The sequence below is a fragment of the Acinetobacter sp. ANC_7588 genome, from assembly GCF_056783995.1.
The window spans coordinates 51,444-68,223 of the sequence record NZ_JBWYIU010000008.1; the positions used below are offsets into that span (position 1 = coordinate 51,444).

At 39.7% G+C, this 16,780-nt stretch carries 16 protein-coding genes and 4 tRNA genes; 14 read left to right on the forward strand and 6 right to left on the reverse strand.

The features are described from left to right. Positions 1-38 precede the first annotated feature (38 nt). The 13 genes from AC1M9J_RS08920 to AC1M9J_RS08980 all read left to right on the forward strand — a co-directional run bounded on the left by AC1M9J_RS08920 (position 39) and on the right by AC1M9J_RS08980 (position 10,747). A tRNA-Leu gene (locus AC1M9J_RS08920) sits at positions 39-123 on the forward strand. 48 nt (positions 124-171) lie between these two features. After that, positions 172-248: transfer RNA gene (locus tag AC1M9J_RS08925), tRNA-Met, on the forward strand. A gap of 81 nt (positions 249-329) precedes the next feature. Then, a tRNA-Met gene (locus tag AC1M9J_RS08930) sits at positions 330-406 on the forward strand. A gap of 91 nt (positions 407-497) precedes the next feature. Beyond that, a tRNA-Met gene (locus AC1M9J_RS08935) sits at positions 498-574 on the forward strand. Positions 575-776: 202 nt separating this feature from the next. Further along, on the forward strand, positions 777-1,301 hold the full coding sequence (gene rimP, locus AC1M9J_RS08940) for a ribosome maturation factor RimP (RefSeq protein WP_035266019.1): 525 nt from the start codon (positions 777-779) through the stop codon (positions 1,299-1,301). A gap of 39 nt (positions 1,302-1,340) precedes the next feature. Then, positions 1,341-2,825, forward strand: coding sequence for a transcription termination factor NusA (gene nusA / locus AC1M9J_RS08945; RefSeq protein WP_035266021.1), 1,485 nt, complete (start codon positions 1,341-1,343; stop codon positions 2,823-2,825). A 14-nt stretch (positions 2,826-2,839) separates the two neighbouring features. Beyond that, positions 2,840-5,554: a translation initiation factor IF-2 gene (infB, locus tag AC1M9J_RS08950; RefSeq protein ID WP_180028666.1), complete on the forward strand. Its 2,715-nt coding sequence runs from the start codon at positions 2,840-2,842 to the stop codon at positions 5,552-5,554. Further along, positions 5,554-5,958 carry a ribosome-binding factor A gene (locus AC1M9J_RS08955; RefSeq protein ID WP_035266025.1) on the forward strand — a complete coding sequence of 135 codons (405 nt, stop codon included), beginning with the start codon at positions 5,554-5,556 and terminating at the stop codon, positions 5,956-5,958. The genes infB and AC1M9J_RS08955 overlap by 1 nt, the downstream gene beginning before the upstream one ends. Before the next feature lie 151 nt (positions 5,959-6,109). Next, positions 6,110-6,700: a LemA family protein gene (locus tag AC1M9J_RS08960; RefSeq protein ID WP_092766659.1), complete on the forward strand. Its 591-nt coding sequence runs from the start codon at positions 6,110-6,112 to the stop codon at positions 6,698-6,700. 30 nt (positions 6,701-6,730) lie between these two features. Beyond that, positions 6,731-7,795 carry a TPM domain-containing protein gene (locus AC1M9J_RS08965; RefSeq protein ID WP_481597512.1) on the forward strand — a complete coding sequence of 355 codons (1,065 nt, stop codon included), beginning with the start codon at positions 6,731-6,733 and terminating at the stop codon, positions 7,793-7,795. Beyond that, positions 7,789-8,349, forward strand: coding sequence for a TPM domain-containing protein (locus tag AC1M9J_RS08970; RefSeq protein ID WP_481952172.1), 561 nt, complete (start codon positions 7,789-7,791; stop codon positions 8,347-8,349). Before AC1M9J_RS08965 ends, AC1M9J_RS08970 begins: the two co-directional genes overlap by 7 nt. Positions 8,350-8,531: 182 nt before the next feature. Beyond that, complete coding sequence (locus AC1M9J_RS08975; RefSeq protein WP_481597513.1) at positions 8,532-9,023, forward strand: pilin; 492 nt, start codon at positions 8,532-8,534, stop codon at positions 9,021-9,023. Positions 9,024-9,115: 92 nt separating this feature from the next. Continuing rightward, on the forward strand, positions 9,116-10,747 hold the full coding sequence (locus AC1M9J_RS08980) for a PglL family O-oligosaccharyltransferase (RefSeq protein ID WP_481952173.1): 1,632 nt from the start codon (positions 9,116-9,118) through the stop codon (positions 10,745-10,747). 37 nt (positions 10,748-10,784) lie between these two features. Here AC1M9J_RS08980 and bfr read toward each other — a convergent pair whose 3' ends face one another. The 6 genes from bfr to gmk all read right to left on the reverse strand — a co-directional run bounded on the left by bfr (position 10,785) and on the right by gmk (position 15,572). Further along, positions 10,785-11,249, reverse strand: coding sequence for a heteropolymeric bacterioferritin subunit Bfr (gene bfr, locus AC1M9J_RS08985; protein WP_035264352.1), 465 nt, complete (start codon positions 11,247-11,249; stop codon positions 10,785-10,787). A gap of 230 nt (positions 11,250-11,479) precedes the next feature. Then, entirely contained in the window at positions 11,480-11,674 is a 195-nt protein-coding gene (locus tag AC1M9J_RS08990; RefSeq protein WP_035264349.1) for a bacterioferritin-associated ferredoxin, read from the reverse strand. Positions 11,675-11,827: 153 nt separating this feature from the next. After that, positions 11,828-12,211: a RidA family protein gene (locus AC1M9J_RS08995; protein WP_035264336.1), complete on the reverse strand. Its 384-nt coding sequence runs from the start codon at positions 12,209-12,211 to the stop codon at positions 11,828-11,830. Positions 12,212-12,287: 76 nt separating this feature from the next. Continuing rightward, positions 12,288-14,390, reverse strand: a complete 2,103-nt coding sequence (locus tag AC1M9J_RS09000; RefSeq protein WP_481590097.1) for a RelA/SpoT family protein — start codon at positions 14,388-14,390, stop codon at positions 12,288-12,290. 204 nt (positions 14,391-14,594) lie between these two features. Then, entirely contained in the window at positions 14,595-14,876 is a 282-nt protein-coding gene (rpoZ, locus tag AC1M9J_RS09005) for a DNA-directed RNA polymerase subunit omega (protein ID WP_035264331.1), read from the reverse strand. A 75-nt stretch (positions 14,877-14,951) separates the two neighbouring features. Further along, positions 14,952-15,572 (reverse strand): guanylate kinase, encoded by a 621-nt coding sequence (gmk, locus tag AC1M9J_RS09010; protein WP_035264330.1) that lies wholly within the window; start codon positions 15,570-15,572, stop codon positions 14,952-14,954. Between the two features lie 134 nt (positions 15,573-15,706). Between gmk and ispH the strand changes: the two genes are divergently transcribed. Beyond that, complete coding sequence (ispH, locus tag AC1M9J_RS09015) at positions 15,707-16,657, forward strand: 4-hydroxy-3-methylbut-2-enyl diphosphate reductase (protein WP_092766665.1); 951 nt, start codon at positions 15,707-15,709, stop codon at positions 16,655-16,657. The last annotated feature ends 123 nt before the right edge of the window (positions 16,658-16,780 follow it).

Genomic DNA, 16,780 nt, shown 5'->3' on the forward strand with positions numbered 1-16,780 from the left:
TCAATTTTTCATTGAAACCACTAGAATGCGTCACAGCTGCGGTGGTGGTGGAATTGGTAGACACGCTACCTTGAGGTGGTAGTGCTTTCGGGCGTGGGGGTTCAAGTCCCCCCTTCCGCACCAACTTATAATCCAGAAGTTTAAGTTGGTGTTTGCAGCAAAATCTGTTGATGCGGGATGGAGCAGTCTGGTAGCTCGTCGGGCTCATAACCCGAAGGTCGTTGGTTCAAATCCAGCTCCCGCTACCAATCAATCCTATAATTAAGATGCAAACTTAAGATAGGCAACTTAAACAAAGTTTGAGTTGAGATATACTTTTTGCACGTTGATGCGGGATGGAGCAGTCTGGTAGCTCGTCGGGCTCATAACCCGAAGGTCGTTGGTTCAAATCCAGCTCCCGCTACCACTTTTGATTAAGGTGCAACTTAATCAAGTCTAATTAGAAAGTTTTTCTGATTGAAAAATGATTCAAATTTAGATATAATTTTGCACGTTGATGCGGGATGGAGCAGTCTGGTAGCTCGTCGGGCTCATAACCCGAAGGTCGTTGGTTCAAATCCAGCTCCCGCTACCAAGTTTCTAAAGAGGCTCACAACTAGGTGGGCCTTTTTGCACAGTGGGCATTGCTTTTCTGTGCAATAATGGGGGCGAATGCGCCCTTTTTTGTTATCTATCGTGTAGTGTGGACATCAATTGGTCAAATAATCATGCTATCACTATAGTTAGTCTGTGTCGGTCTGTTGGCCGATTGAATCGCACATAAATGACGAGAGTAAATGAAGTTATCAAATAAAACCCAAGCATTGTATGAACTGATCGCACCCGCTGTTGAGGCGTGCGATGTTGAACTATGGGGTTTAGAATTTACACCTCAGGGTAAGCGTTCGCTAGTACGTATCTACATTGACAAGCCTGAAGATCCAAACAAAGAACCTGTTATTTCCGAAGACGGTGAAATTGATCTTGGTCGTGGTGTGGGTGTGCAAGATTGTGTACGTGTTACCCAACAAGTTGGTGCAATCCTCGATGTTCATGATCCAATTTCTGGTGAATACGCATTAGAAGTTTCATCACCAGGTTGGGATCGCACTTTCTTTAAACTTGAACAGATGCAAGCATATATTGGTCAACAAGTTGCTTTACGTTTGATTTCTGCAGTGGATAACCGCCGTAAATTCCAAGCGAAACTGGTTGCTGTAGATGTAGAAAATGAAATGATCCAAGTTGAAGTTGAAAAGCAACAAGTGCTCGAGATCGATAGTCACAATATCGATAAGGCCAACTTGATCTACCAAGACTAAATTAATCTTAACTAAAAGAATTTGAATAGTAGGTGACTTATGGGCCGTGAAATTCTTACCGTTGCTGAGACGGTTAGTAATGAAAAAGGTGTTAGTCGTGAAGCGATTTTCGAAGCGCTCGAGCAAGCTCTAGTTGCTGCAACGAAGAAAAAATTCTACGAAGGCACAAATTCTGAAGAAGCACAGTTGCGCGTTGAAATCGATCGTAAGACTGGTGAATACCGTACTTTCCGTCAATGGACTGTAGTAGCAGATGAAGATCATGAAATGCCTGCATGCCAAGACGCGATTTCTGATGTGGACCCAGCGAAATGGTCAATCGGTGATGTGCGTGAGCTTGAAGTAGAATCAATTGAATTTGGTCGTATTGCAGCTCAAATCGCGAAGCAAGTTATTGTTCAGAAAATTCGTGAAGCTGAACGTGCGCTTATTGCAGATGCATATGAATCTAAAGTTGGTGAGTTAATTTACGGTGAAGTAAAGAAACAAACTAAAGATGGTTTCATTATTGACCTCGGTGAGAATGCGGAAGCATATCTTGCACGTGAAGAAATGATCGCAAAAGAAATTTTACGTCCTAAACAGCGTGTAAATGCGATTTTATTTAACGTAAACCGTGAAGGTCGTGGTGCGCAGCTACAACTTTCTCGTGCTAAGCCAGAAATGTTAATGGCATTGATGAAAAAAGAAATTCCAGAAATTTCTGAAGAAATCATCGAAATTAAAGCTGCTGCACGTCAACCGGGTGTTCGTGCTAAAATTGCAGTGAAAACGAACGATCATCGTATTGATCCAGTTGGTGCATGTATTGGTATGCGTGGAACACGTATCCAAGCTGTACAGCAAGAATTGAACGGTGAACGTATTGATGTTGTAGTTTGGTCAGATGATCCAGCTCAATATATCGCAAGTGCTTTAGAGCCAGCAGATGTATCGGGTATTGTGATTGATGAAGAAGAACGCACAGCAGATATTATTTTTGCTACAAGCGATCAATTGGCGCGTGCAATTGGTTCTCAAGGTCAAAACGTACGTTTAGCTTCTGAGTTAACTGGTTACAAGCTCAATATGATGCTTGAAGAAGAGTACCGTGCTCGTCAACAAAATGAAGCACAGCAATATCTCGATATGTTTGTAGGTCGTCTTGATATTGAAGAAGACCTTGCGATGGCATTGGTAGAAATGGGCTTTACTTCACTTGAAGAGATTGCTTACGTTCCAGCTGAAACATTTGATGAAATCGAATTAGATGCAGAAACGGTTGAGCTTTTACAAAGCCGTGCGAAAGAAGTTGCATTAGCAGATGCACTGAAAGAGCAAGAAAATATTCAAGAACCGAGCGAAGAGCTTCTAGCAATGGAAGGAATGAGTTCAGAGCTTGCTTATGCATTAGCGGCTCGCGGTGTAATCACAGTAGATGATTTAGCAGATCAGGCAACTGATGATATCTCTGATATCGAAGGTTTAGGTGCTGAGAAAGCAGGTCAATTGATCATGAAAGCACGTGAATCATGGTTTAATTAACGAGGAGGTCATACATGACGGATAAGTCAATTAAAGAGTTAGCAGTCAGCGTAGGTCTTCCAGTTGAAAAACTATTAGATCAGGTGCGAGATGCTGGGTTGCCTCAATCTAAGGCAGAAGACACAATCTCAGTAGAACAGCAAGACCGTTTAGTCGCTCATTTGAAAAAAGCGCATGGGCAAGACAGCGGCAGCGCAGGAAAAATCACGTTGAAACGTAAAACTACGAGTACTGCAAAAGTAGCAAGTACATCAGGTAAAGCTAAAACTATTAACGTAGAAGTTCGTAAGAAGCATACGTTCACTAAGCCAGATCCTGAACAAATTAAAGCTGAAGCATTGGCAAAAGCAAAAGCTGAAACTGAAGCAAAAGCACAGCAAAAAGTTGAAGTTAAACCAGTTCAAGCTGAAGAGAAGGCGCAACCTGCAGTAAGTAAAGCGAAAGCGAACTTAGATGCAATGCGTGCTGCAGCGAAACAATCGAGTGAGAAGCAAGAAGTTGCTAAAGCTGCGGTTGTGGTTAAGCGCAAGTCAACAAATAAACCGATTGTTAAACAAGCAACTAAGCCAACTGAAACTGCAGAACAGAAAAAAGCACGTGAAGCTGAAGCTGCTAAATTAAAAGCAGTTGAAGAAGCAGCACGTCGTAAAGCAGCTGAAGAAGCACAACAACGTACGCTTGAACAAATGCGTCAGATGGCTTCTAAGTACTCTAATGAAGATGCAACTGCAACGATTCGTGTGGTCGATGATTCTCCATTGGCTGCTGGTCTTGTTGGTCAAGCATACGAAGATTCATTTGCGAAAGAAGACCGTGACATTAAGCGTGGTAATAACACACCAGGTGCACGTTCTCCTAAGAAAGGTGGTCGTCGAGGTCAAGAAGAGCAATCTTTCCGTGACAACTCTCATAAACGTGGTTTGAAATCAAGCCAAGCTAATAAACATGGTTTCGAGAAGCCAGTTAAAAAGCAAGTTTATGATGTTGAAATCGGTGCAACTATTGTTGTTGCTGACCTTGCTGCAAAAATGGCGATTAAGGTTCGTGAAGTAATTAAAACACTCATGAAAATGGGTGAGCTTGTCACTCAAAACCAATCAATTGACCAAGATACAGCAGTTCTAGTGGTTGAAGAAATGGGTCATAACCCAGTTCTAGTATCAGATACTCAAGCAGAAGATAACTTACTTGAAGCGGCTGAAGAAGCACGTGGTGCACAAACAACGCGTCCACCAGTGGTTACTATCATGGGTCACGTTGACCATGGTAAGACATCGCTTCTTGATCGTATTCGTCGTGCGAAAGTAGCGCAAGGTGAAGCGGGCGGTATTACACAGCATATCGGTGCTTATCACGTTACAACGGATAAAGGTATTATCACTTTCTTAGATACTCCGGGACACGCAGCATTTACTGCGATGCGTTCACGTGGTGCGAAAGCAACTGATATCGTTGTATTGGTGGTCGCAGCTGATGATGGTGTTATGCCACAAACAGCGGAAGCGATTGACCATGCTCGTGCAGCAGGTACGCCAATCATTGTTGCAATCAACAAGATGGATAAAGAATCTGCTGATCCAGATCGCGTATTGAATGAATTGACAACTAAAGAAATCGTGCCTGAGCAATGGGGTGGTGATGTCCCTGTCGCGATGGTTTCTGCGCACACGGGTGCAGGTATTGATGAACTTCTTGACTTGATCTTGATTCAATCTGAACTTCTAGAGCTAAAAGCTTCTGAAGAAGGTGCGGCACAAGGTGTTGTAATCGAAGCACGTGTTGATAAAGGTCGTGGTGCGGTTACTTCGATTCTTGTTCAAAATGGTACATTAAAAGTAGGTGACCTCGTTCTTGCAGGCGCATCTTACGGTCGTGTACGTGCGATGACTGATGAAAATGGTCAACGTATTAAGTCTGCAGGTCCATCGATTCCAGTTGAAATCTTAGGTCTTCCAGAAGCGCCAATGGCAGGTGACGAAGTTCTTGTTGTAAATGATGAGAAGAAAGCACGTGAAGTGGCTGATGCGCGTATGGATCGTGAACGTCAAAAACGTTTAGAGCGTCAATCTGCAATGCGTCTTGAAAACTTAATGGCTTCAATGGGCAAAAAAGATGTGCCGATTGTGAATGTAGTTCTGAAGACAGATGTTCGCGGTACATTGGAAGCGCTTCATGTTGCATTGGCTGAACTTTCAACTGATGAAGTGAAAGTGCGTGTCATTGGTTCAGGTGTTGGTGCGATTACTGAGTCTGATGTCACACTTGCAGAATCTTCAGAAGCATTCTTATTAGGCTTTAACGTTCGTGCAGATAATACAGCACGCCAAAAAGCTGACGCAGATGGTATCGACATCCGTTACTACTCAATCATTTATCAATTGATTGATGATGTGAAAGATGCAATGAGTGGTAAGCTTGCACCAGAACATCGTGAAACAATTCTTGGTGTGGCTGAAGTACGTGAAGTATTCCACTCAAGTAAATTTGGTGCGGCAGCAGGTTGTATGGTTCTTGAGGGCTTATTACACCGTAATAAACCAATTCGTGTCTTACGTGATGACGTGGTTGTGTTCCAAGGTGAACTTGAATCACTTCGCCGTTATAAAGAAGTGGTTGAAGAAGTTCGTGCTGGTATGGAATGTGGTCTTGCAGTCAAAGGCTATAAAGACATCAAAGTGCTCGATAAAATCGAAGTCTATGATGTTCAATTAATTAAACGGAGTCTTTAATGGCGGGTAGTCAACGTCTTAAGCGTATGGCGGACACGGTTCAGCGTGAATTGTCTGAACTTATCCGTCAGGAGCTGAAAGATCCACGCTTAGGTGGTCTTGTGACCATCTCAGCGGTGAAAGTGAGCCCAGATTTAGGCTATGCTGAAGTTTATGTCACTGTCATGGGTCGTGAACTTGGTGATGAGCAAAGTGAAGCAGCAAATAAAGATACTCTAGATGTTTTAAATAAAGCATCAGGTTTTCTGCGCCATGAGCTGAGTCGTCGTATTAAGACACGTATCACACCTCGTTTACGTTTCCATTATGATAAAACTAATGCATACGGAAACTACATGTTTGGTCTAATTGCTGAAGCTGTGAAGGACTTACCTCCAGCTGACGATAAAAAAGACGAAGAGTAATTTCAAACAAAAAGCCACCTTAGGGTGGCTTTTTTTATTTTAATGTTTTTATATAAATTAAAGCCATAAAATAAATGCTACATTCAATTTTGAATTTGCATATACAATATTTTTAATTAAACAAATACAAATAAATAATGAGGTTGATGTCATGCAAATTTTAAAAAAATCAGCTGTTGTGCTCGCATTATCAAGTTCCTTGCTTTTCACAGGTTGTGGGTACAATACACTTCAAGCGAAAGATGAAGCGGTGACTGCATCATGGTCTGAGGTACAAAACCAATACCAGCGTCGAGCAGACCTTGTTCCGAATTTGGTGAATGTAGTTAAAGGATATGCAAAACATGAAGAACAAGTTTTAACTGAAGTCACAGAGGCACGTGCAAATGTTGCAGGGCTTAAAGTTGATAAAGAAGTGCTTGAAAATCCTGAACTATTCAAGCGTTATCAAGAAGCGCAATCGCAAATGACAAGTGCATTATCACGTTTGCTGGCAGTGACTGAAAACTATCCAGATCTTAAAGCGAATGAGCAATTCCGTGATTTGCAGGTACAATTAGAGGGTACAGAAAACCGTATAGCAGTTGCGCGTAATCGCTATATTTCTACCGTCCAAGATTACAACACCTATGTTCGTCAATTCCCACAAGTCGTAACTGCGAAAGTCATTGGCATGGATGCAAAAGAAAACTTTAGTGCTGAAGCGAGTGCACAAAAGGCACCTAATGTTTCTTTTGATTAAATCAATGATTATAAGTTGATGAATATGAGCATGAGAACTCAGCATCTTAGACACAATAGTATGAAATTGCTTTCATGGCTATTTGTCTTTGCGATGACCTGTACATTGCAAATGGTTCATGCAGAAACTGCAACAGCAGTAGATCATGAGTCTGATGCGATTGTGCTGGGAAAAGTGATTCAACCCAATTCAACAAATCCATCATCAAGTGTTCAGCAAAATAAACCAACTCCAGTACCTCCTGTTACTGTTTCAAATGATATGCAGGAAGGAGACACACAACGTCAACTCCCTACATTAAATGAACCTGTGATAGATCAGGCGAATATACTTTCTCCTCAGGAAAAGTCAGAACTCGATACAATAATTCGCGGTCTATATAATGAGGGTAAGGCTCAAATTGGGATCGTCATTGTTCCGACAACTGGTCAGGAAGGTATCTTTGATTTTGCAATGCGGACTGCACAGACTTGGGGGTTAGGTTCTGCTCAACAAGATAATGGTTTATTAATCGCAGTGGCGATTAATGATCGAAGATTACATATCGCAACAGGTTATGGATTGGAAGGTGTGATTCCAGATATCGTTGCGAGTCGAATCATTCGCGAACAAATCACCCCTTATTTTAAAGTCAATCAATTTGGACAGGGTTTAATTGCAGGGGTCAGAGAAATTGAACGAATCGTTAACCTTGATCCGGAAATTGCCCAGCAAGCTGCTGAAGAACTGAAACTTAGACAAGAACAAGCCTTAAAAGCGCAATATGCAAAGGAAAAGACATTTAACACGGTATTATTTATTTTAATCGCTGGTGTGATTGGTTCTTTTATTATTGGTAATCGTTTAAGTGCTTCGGTCGCGGGTGTTACTGCTTTTGCTGCGAGTATGATTTATGGTTCAGGGATTTTAATCAGCTTAATTGTGGGTATTGGAATTTTCTTTTTATTATTTACATCAATCGCACAGTTGATTTTCCAAGCATTTTTATCTGGCGGAGGACGCGGCGGCAGTGGCGGTCGAGGCGGATTTGGCGGTGGTGGATTTAATGGCGGTGGTGGTGGCTTTGGTGGGGGAGGTGCGTCAGGCTCATGGTAACAAAAACTGAAACGACAGAAATTATCACTGAACCAAAGTTGCAACAAGCATCTCAACCGAGCTTCAAGCGTTGGATTAAGCATTTTTGTTATTTGCCTGCGTCTAAACGTTATTTTTCCAAAATGGATCAAAATGCGATTGCAGAGGCAGTGAAACAAGCGGAGCAAGGTCATGTTGGAGAGATCCAAGTGGTCATAGAGGGATATATTCCATGTGCCTTGGCTTATTCAATGAATACTCGTCAGCGAGCAGAACAACTTTTTGCTGAATTAGGTGTATGGGATACAGAGTTTAATAGTGGTGTACTGTTATATTTAAATCTATGTGAACAGAAAGTTGAAATTGTGATTGATCGTGGAATTCAAAAGGCCACAACGCAACAGGATTGGCAAGCAATCTGTGATCACATGATTAATGAGCTAAAAAATAAAAATTATAAACAGGGTGTTATTGTTGGTGTGATGGAAGTCGGTGAAATTTTGAATCGTTTTTATGATGATAAAGTGCAAGATTTGGAAAATGAGCTCAGTAATCAGCCAATTATTTTAAATTGATTTAAGAAAAGTGACAAAAAATGTCACTTTTTTACATAAATTAACATTAAAAATAAATTTGAAAATTATTTATTGGCAACTTTGAAGCGTTATCAGAAAATAGCATCAGTTAGTTAGCAACAACAAAATCTATTTTGGGGATAGGTTGTTAACTTTGAACTTAAAAAATTAGGAGAGATGTTATGAACGCTCAAAAAGGTTTTACTTTAATCGAGTTAATGATCGTTGTTGCAATTATCGGTATTCTTGCTGCGATTGCGATTCCTGCGTATCAAAATTACGTTGCTAAATCACAGGTTTCAGTTGGTTTAGCTGATATCACTGGTGGTAAGACGAACACTGAGTTAAAACTTTCAGAGGGTATTACTGCTGCAATTACTACAGCTTCAGGTGTAGGCCTTCCTGAAGAAACAGCAGCGTGCTCTAAGATAGATGTATCTGTAGCTACAAATGGTGAATCAACAATTGTTTGTAACTTACAAGGTTCTTCGCGTATTAATGGAAAATTCATCGCTTGGACTCGTACATCTGATGCAGATGCTGTAACAGGTGCAACTAATCCTGATGATAATGCAGATGAGTCTGTCGGCGCTTGGAAATGTGAAACAGATGTTGCTGAAAATTTAGCGCCTAAGTCATGTGTAGCAGGTACTAATCCATCTGCAGGTGCATAATAATAGTTTTTAAAAGAGCAAGCTTTAAGCTTGCTCTTTCTTTTCATTAAATAAGTATAATAGAATTTATTTTTATTTTTATAGATCTTGTAATGTGCAAGAATTTTTATATATTTTTTATTCTTCTTTTTCTAATTCTATCTTGGTTATTACCATACCATCGTTCTCCTTGGCCAACCTTCGGTTCAGAAGTACTGACGTTTATTGCAGCCTCTTTTTTATTACTATGTTTAGCAAAATCTAAAGTAAAAATCGCAAAACCACAGCTTTATTTATTGCCATTTTTAAGTATTCCACTCATTCAATTTATTTTTGGACAGAACATCTATTTCAGCAATGCTTTATTTAGTTTTGCGTATATTCTGTTCTTTATGTTGATGGTGATTGCTGGATATCAACTTTGCCTCGAGCAGAAAAAGAGAGAACAAGTATTTAAAATTACCTGTTTAACATTTGTTTCAGTCGGAGTTATCTCAGCTATATTTGCTGTGCTACAGTGGTTGGATATGCATACCTTCTTTTCAGGTATTATTTATTCATTTAAAGGCAATCGCCCGTATGCGAATTTAGCTCAGCCGAATAATTTAGCGACATTACTCATTCTAAGTTTATTAAGTAGTATTTATCTATTTGAAAAGAAAATAATTTCTAGTTTTTTTCTTGTGCCAATGTCTTTAATCACACTGTTTGGTGTGGTGTTAGCACAATCTCGAACAAGTATTATCGTTTGCGCTTTTATTGTGATCTATTGGTTAATCAAGCAAGTCAAAAAACAGAATCGATTTTCTCATATCCATCTCGCATTATGGGTTGGCTTATTTATATTACTTTCATCCAATTTAGCATCTCTTAATCAATGGCTTTTTGCTGTTACAGATACTCAAACTGCTGTTCAAGGCTCAGCAATAGTGGCAAAAGGTGCAGGTGATATTCGTCTAGATATGTGGCAACAAATGATAGCTGCAATTCTGCATCAACCATGGTGGGGGTATGGATGGAATCAAACAGGCTTAGCGCAATACTATATTACCGATACCTTCCAAGTTTCACTTTGGTATAAAAGTGCACACAACATGATTCTAGATCTGTTGGTCTGGAATGGTTTGATTTTAGGTGGGCTTATTCTTCTGTACTTTACAGCTTGGCTACTGTGGCTCAATAAAGGGGTGAAGGATAATATATCGATCATTGCAACATTAATGGTATGTGCAATCCTCACTCATGGCATGTTAGAGTTTCCTTTGCATTATGCTTATTTTCTACTTCCAGCAGGTTTTTTACTGGGCATCATTCAGGCGGAATATACAAATTTGCCTTCATTAAAAGTGAATGGTCGAGTGTTCGCAGTGATTGGTCTTATCACGATTGTTGGGGCTTTAGTTACGACACGAGATTATTTTTTATATAAAGAGCAAAGTGTACTCGCATCAAAGACTGAAGCTTTAACAGTAGATCAACAACACACCATGCAAAAGAAAATTTGGTTGATTACTCAATTTAAAGAGCGTGTGTGGTGGATCGGATTAGATCCTAAAACTGAAATGACAGAACAACAACTTGCTGATCTAGAGCGAATGGTTGCAAACTTGGCATCAAAATATGATTTACATAAGTATGCACAAGTGTTGGCTTTTAATGGTAAGGAGCAAGAAGCTAAGCATCAATTATGGATTTTAGAAACATTGCATAAGCAGCATATTGAGTATGATGATTTATTGAAATAAAAAAATCCCCGAAAGGGGATTTTTTTTATTTCAATCATTAAATTTGGCTTTGAATATAATTCTCTACACCAACTTGATCGACAAGATCGAGTTGAGTGGTCGCCCAATCTAAATACTCTTCTTCTTTTTCTAAAATCTCTTGTACTAAATCACGTGTAACATAATCGAGTTGTTCTTCTGCTAATTTCACAGCAGTTTGAATCGTTTCAATATTTTCTTTGACTTTCCGAACATCGCATTGCAGCACTTCAATGGTGTGTTGACCAATATAGAGCTTACCCAGATGTTGCAGATTTGGAAGACCTTCTAAAAATAAAATGCGCTCAATGATTTTATCTGCATGCTTCATTTGACGGATAGATTCTTTATATTCCGCTGAACCGAGTTGTTCGATGCCCCAATCATTAAACATACGTGAATGTAAGAAATATTGGTTGATGGCTGTAAGATGGTGGTAAAGCACCTGATTTAACTGATGAATAACGTCACGGTTGCCTTTCATGATCTTAGCTCCAAACTCAAAATTCAGCCTATCATAGAAGGCTATCGATAGAGATTATCTTAACCCAACTTGCTAAAGCCTGACGAGTAATTTATTGAACAGCAAATGAAAATCGCAATCAAATACACTTTTGCAAAAAATAACCCCGCTGAGTCAAAGCGGGGGGAGAAATTGGAAATCTGAATTATAGTTATAGAATGAGTTGTTATTATTTTTTAGCACATTCTGAACTAAGCGGCGATTGAAATTCTGGCAGCTATTTCAGCAAGTTCTTCATTAATAATACTGCGTGCTTCAGGAACACAACGTCCACAACAAGTGCCTAGGTCAAGCAAGTCACGAATTTCACGATAAGATTCAGCGCCATTTGCCATAGCATCTTTAATATCTTGATCTGTAATTCCACGACATAAACAAACGTACATTTCTGCTCAACCACAAGGATAAATGCGATAGTTGATATTATTGATAATTATTATCGTTTGTCAATGAAATTCATTTAAAAATGCTGTTTAATTCATCGTTTTTCCAGATAAAAAAATACCACCTTATAGGTGGTATTTTTTAAGATATTGAAATTATTTAGAAATAATTACAACACCATCCATTTCAACCAGTGCGCCTTTAGGTAAACTTGCAACGCCTAATGCCGCTCGTGCAGGGTAAGGCTGAGCGAAATATTCCCCCATAATTTGGTTTACCAGTTGAAAGTGAGATAAATCAGTGAGGAAGATATTCAGTTTAGCAATATCAGCTAAAGAACCACCAGCAGCTTCACAAACTGCTTTTAGATTATCAAATACACGACGAATTTGAGCTTCAATGCCCTCAACCAATTCCATGCTATATGGATCTAATCCAATTTGTCCTGAAAGATAAAGTGTATCGCCGACAAGAATGGCTTGAGAGTAAGTACCAATTGCAGCAGGTGCATTTTCAGTATGAATGACTTGGCGGGACATCTATTTCTCCATTATTCAAATCTAGCTTCATCATAAAGGATGAACACTATAGGTGAAAGCTCTAATCTGTATTTGTTTAGCAGGCTTGTGAGACTTCTTCAACCGCAAGAGGAGCTGACATGCGTGAAATACGCGGAAAACCAAATTGCATGCGGAGTTCACGAATGATTTGCGCAATTTGCTGACGACTATGAACAACAATACTCAGATAGGTTTTTGAATCGTATTTTCGAACGGACTCGATTCCTATTTTTGATTTACGGCAGATATAAATCAGTTCTGAAATTTGCTCATCACTTAATAATAGATCGATACACAAGTAAGCATTGAAGTTGATTTCTGATTCACCTTCATCTTTCCAGTGCAACGGCATAATATTTTCAGGATGTAACTGTTGTTCGTGTAGAAGGTTCTTACAGCGAGCACGGTGAACAATAAGACCACGGCGAGATAAATGCCCCTGTATAGGATCGCCTAACACTGCATTACAACAATGGGCATATTTAACATCTACACCATCAGTACCTAAGATCAGGCGACTGGATGCTTGATCTTGATGATGATCTTGAGCAAAGAGATGGTTCGCCACAAGTTGTGGGAGCAAATCACCTACAGCAATTTGTTCAAAAAGTTGATTCTTGGTTGGAATATGGCGCCATTGTAATAGTTCAGTCCAATTTTGATCGGTTAGATCATGAATAGACGTATTAAATAACTTTAATGCACGATTTAAAGCTTGTTGACCGACAAGGCGCTGTTCATCAATATCTTGGTCTCGCAAAATATTTTGAATAGAGCGTCTGGCTTTTTGAGTGTTGATAAAGCTCAGCCAATCCGGGTTGGGTGAAGCGAGAACATCTGTAATCACCTCAATGACTTGACCACTTGAGAGTGGTGTAGAAAGCGGTTTGATTTCACCATCAATTTTACAGCCGACTGCATGGTTACCTAAGAACAAGCTTGCAGAATAAGCGAAATCTACTGCTGTCGCTCCTTGTGGTAACTCATGTAAGTGACCTTGAGGAGTATAGACCCATATTTTTTCTTGATGTAGATAATCTAATAGATCATTAAACGTGGTCTTTGCACAGTCGCCACCGACTAAGGTATGCAAATTCTGCATAGATGCTTGAATGGCAGATCGGCATGTTTGAGGAGCATTTTCACCTAATACCACCCCAAATCGCGCAGCCTTACGCATAAGTTCAGTTTGTATGGTGAGCGAAAGCGTTGTTTTCTCGCCTTTCAAACGCAGCATTAAGGATTGATTGCCACCTGGAAGAGGGCGGCGGATATGATCTTGGTAATTTAAAACTTGGAAGTTATCTTTTAACAACTCAACTAAACGATCGCAATCGGCAATGGTCTGGAGAACGATTTCAAACGCATGACTATGTGTGAGTTCTTGAAGGTTAATTTCGTTTTTAACAAAGTGGCGTAGCAATTCAATGTTATTGTTTTTCTTTTTAATCCGCCCAGGAATATTGGAGTTTTCCAAGAGGTCACTCAAATGCTTTTCCCAAATGGCTTGGTATTTACAGCGTTGAGGTTTGGTTTGCGCCAAAGCATCTTGAACATCATTGAACATATCTAAATCAAGATTTTGATAGCAGAGGTGTTCAAGGTTGTCAGCCATTTCATTCATGCCGACCAAACGCGCCATTGGCACGAATATATCAAAAGTTTCTTGCGCAATACGGGCACGTTTATCCGGTCTTAAAGCTTCCAAAGTCGTCATATTGTGGTAACGGTCTGAAAGTTTAATGATGATCACACGAGGATCTTGCAATGTGGCTTGTAGGATTTTTCGGAATGAGGCTGCTTTATTATATTCTTTGTCACTAGAGTGGCTTAATTTCGTAACACCATCGACCAGCTCAGCCACTGTTTTGCCAAATTTTTCAGTAATGTCTTCTTTGCTAAAGTCGGTATCTTCAATGACATCGTGCAGTAGTGCTGCCATCAACGTTTCTGGGTCTAGGCGCATATGCGCCAGAATACAACTTACGGCTATCGGATGCAGAATATAGGGTTCACCGCTTTTGCGTGTAATACCATCATGTGCCATGTCAGCATAATCGCAGGCCACAAGCACTCTGTCGACGTCCTTTTCAGATAAATACGCGTCGATGATGACTTTTAGCTGTTGCTTAGCTTGGCTGACCAATGGGCCTGGCATACTACACCTTTGAATCCGTGGAAGAGAGTAAAAAGTAAAAGACTTTACTAAAAATTCATATTGCTACAATGCTCTATTTTTAAATAGAGAATAGCTCTAATTTTTTTAACAAATTTTTTCAATTTTGTCGAATCATTCTCTAAAAAAATTCAATAAAAAAGCCTAGTCACTGGACTAGGCTCTTTTAAATGCAGGTCTTAAAGCTTATTGGAAAGAAAAACCATCTAAGTTTAAGTTATTTGCAGAAAGTGCTAAATCTAAGCTAGACGTTTGATAATCTTGCTCACGTTGTTTCAAGATATCTTTAGTGACATGACCTTCAGCGATTTCACGTAAAGCAACCACTGTTGGTTTGTCATTGTCCCATTCTACAGTTGGCTCGATACCTTGACGAGCAAGTTGACGCGCGCGTTTGCTTGCCACTAGTACAAGCTCAAAGCGGTTGTCTACATGGTCTAAACAATCTTCAACGGTTACGCGTGCCATAAGAGTTCTCGTATGTATGAAATTTTTTAACAGACTGCGCAGTATAAAATGCTTTGTCTATAGACTCAAGTTTAATCACGAATTCGGTGTGATTAATTTTTGAATTAAATCTTTATGTCGGTGAGCCTGTTGTGATAATGAAAGACGGTTCGCATTAATAACAGACTCAAGATCATGTAAAGCTTTATTAAAATCATCATTCAAGATGATGTAATCGAAGTTTACGTACTGTTGCATATCTTCTACCGCACAACTTAAGCGATGTTCAATCACTTCAACAGAATCTGTACCGCGGTTTGATAGGCGTTGGCGAAGATCAAATTGAGTAGGTGGAAGAATGAAAATTTGTTTTGATTCAGGAAAAAGTTTGCGAACCTGTTCTGCACCTTGCCAATCAATTTCAAGTAAAACATCATGACCTTTTGCAAGTTGTTCTTTTACAGTCGCTTGTGAAGTGCCGTAGTAGTTACCGAAAACTTCTGCGTATTCGATGAAACCACCTTGATTCACTTGCTCAATGAAAGATTCTTTGCTGGTAAAGTGATAATGCACACCATCTAATTCACCAGGACGTTGACCTCGAGTAGTGTGTGAAACAGAAACGTGTAAATTGCTTACGCGCTCAAGTAGGGCTTTAACTAATGATGTTTTGCCAGTTCCAGAAGCAGCTGAAACGACAAACAAGAGACCCGACATGATATTTTTCCTGATATGATAAAATATCTTCTCTATTTTAGAGCAGAGTGCTTTTAAACTAAATAGCAATTCGCATTTGTTTTAAAAAATATTCTGATTCATTGACCAAATTTTAGCGATCGTTTGAGGGTCTTATGGAAATTGTTTTAGCTAATCCACGTGGTTTCTGTGCTGGTGTAGACCGCGCTATTGCGATCGTTAATCGTGCACTTGAAAGCTTTAATCCTCCCATTTACGTTCGTCATGAAGTGGTACATAACAAATTTGTTGTGGACGATTTACGCCAACGTGGTGCAATTTTTGTAGATGAATTAGATGAAGTTCCTGATGACAATATTGTGATTTTTAGTGCACATGGTGTATCAAAAGCTGTACAACAAGAAGCTGAGCGCCGTGGATTAAAAGTATTTGATGCCACATGTCCTCTCGTGACAAAAGTGCATATCGAAGTTACAAAATATGCGCGTGAAGGGATTGAAGCTATTCTGATTGGTCATGAAGGGCATCCAGAAGTTGAAGGCACCATGGGTCAATATGATCTAAAAAATGGTGGTGCAATTTATCTGGTTGAAGATGAAGATGATGTTGCTGCTTTACAGGTGAATAATCCTAATAAGTTAGCATTTGTCACTCAAACGACACTTTCAATTGATGATACTGCAAAGGTCATTGATGCATTGCGTGCTAAATTCCCAGCGATCCAAGGGCCGCGTAAAGATGATATCTGCTATGCAACTCAAAACCGTCAAGATGCGGTCCGTGATTTAGCGACTCAATGTGATGTCGTTTTAGTGGTTGGTTCTCCAAACTCTTCGAACTCTAATCGTCTTCGTGAATTGGCAGAGCGAATGGGTAAGCATGCTTATCTCGTAGATAATGCGGATGAGCTGAAAAAGGAATGGTTTGCTGAAACCACTAAAATTGGTGTTACCGCAGGTGCTTCAGCACCTGAAATTTTGATTAAACAAGTGATTCAGCGTCTACAAGATTGGGGCGCTACGTCACCACAGGAATTAAATGGGCGAGAAGAGAACATAACCTTTAGCTTGCCTAAAGAATTGAGAATTCAAGTTACTCAAGCTTAATAATGAATTATCAATGACATAGCAGGATAAGTGAACAGATTGCAAAAGCGTGATCTTATCCTCATTTTAATACCATTTGTCATAACTGTGTTGGTTTTATAATTATAAAATATTACTTTTGTA

Coding starts and splice junctions, on each gene's coding strand:
- ispH (WP_092766665.1), top strand. CDS start 15,707: ATGGAAATTGTTTTAGCTAATCCACGTGGTTTCTGTGCTGGTGTAGAC.
- bfr (WP_035264352.1), bottom strand. CDS start 11,249: ATGAAAGGCAACCGTGACGTTATTCATCAGTTAAATCAGGTGCTTTAC.
- AC1M9J_RS08955 (WP_035266025.1), top strand. CDS start 5,554: ATGGCGGGTAGTCAACGTCTTAAGCGTATGGCGGACACGGTTCAGCGT.
- AC1M9J_RS08960 (WP_092766659.1), top strand. CDS start 6,110: ATGCAAATTTTAAAAAAATCAGCTGTTGTGCTCGCATTATCAAGTTCC.
- rpoZ (WP_035264331.1), bottom strand. CDS start 14,876: ATGGCACGCGTAACCGTTGAAGATTGTTTAGACCATGTAGACAACCGC.
- AC1M9J_RS08990 (WP_035264349.1), bottom strand. CDS start 11,674: ATGTACGTTTGTTTATGTCGTGGAATTACAGATCAAGATATTAAAGAT.
- infB (WP_180028666.1), top strand. CDS start 2,840: ATGACGGATAAGTCAATTAAAGAGTTAGCAGTCAGCGTAGGTCTTCCA.
- AC1M9J_RS08980 (WP_481952173.1), top strand. CDS start 9,116: ATGTGCAAGAATTTTTATATATTTTTTATTCTTCTTTTTCTAATTCTA.
- AC1M9J_RS08970 (WP_481952172.1), top strand. CDS start 7,789: ATGGTAACAAAAACTGAAACGACAGAAATTATCACTGAACCAAAGTTG.
- AC1M9J_RS09000 (WP_481590097.1), bottom strand. CDS start 14,390: ATGCCAGGCCCATTGGTCAGCCAAGCTAAGCAACAGCTAAAAGTCATC.
- nusA (WP_035266021.1), top strand. CDS start 1,341: ATGGGCCGTGAAATTCTTACCGTTGCTGAGACGGTTAGTAATGAAAAA.
- rimP (WP_035266019.1), top strand. CDS start 777: ATGAAGTTATCAAATAAAACCCAAGCATTGTATGAACTGATCGCACCC.
- gmk (WP_035264330.1), bottom strand. CDS start 15,572: ATGTCGGGTCTCTTGTTTGTCGTTTCAGCTGCTTCTGGAACTGGCAAA.
- AC1M9J_RS08975 (WP_481597513.1), top strand. CDS start 8,532: ATGAACGCTCAAAAAGGTTTTACTTTAATCGAGTTAATGATCGTTGTT.
- AC1M9J_RS08995 (WP_035264336.1), bottom strand. CDS start 12,211: ATGTCCCGCCAAGTCATTCATACTGAAAATGCACCTGCTGCAATTGGT.
- AC1M9J_RS08965 (WP_481597512.1), top strand. CDS start 6,731: ATGAGAACTCAGCATCTTAGACACAATAGTATGAAATTGCTTTCATGG.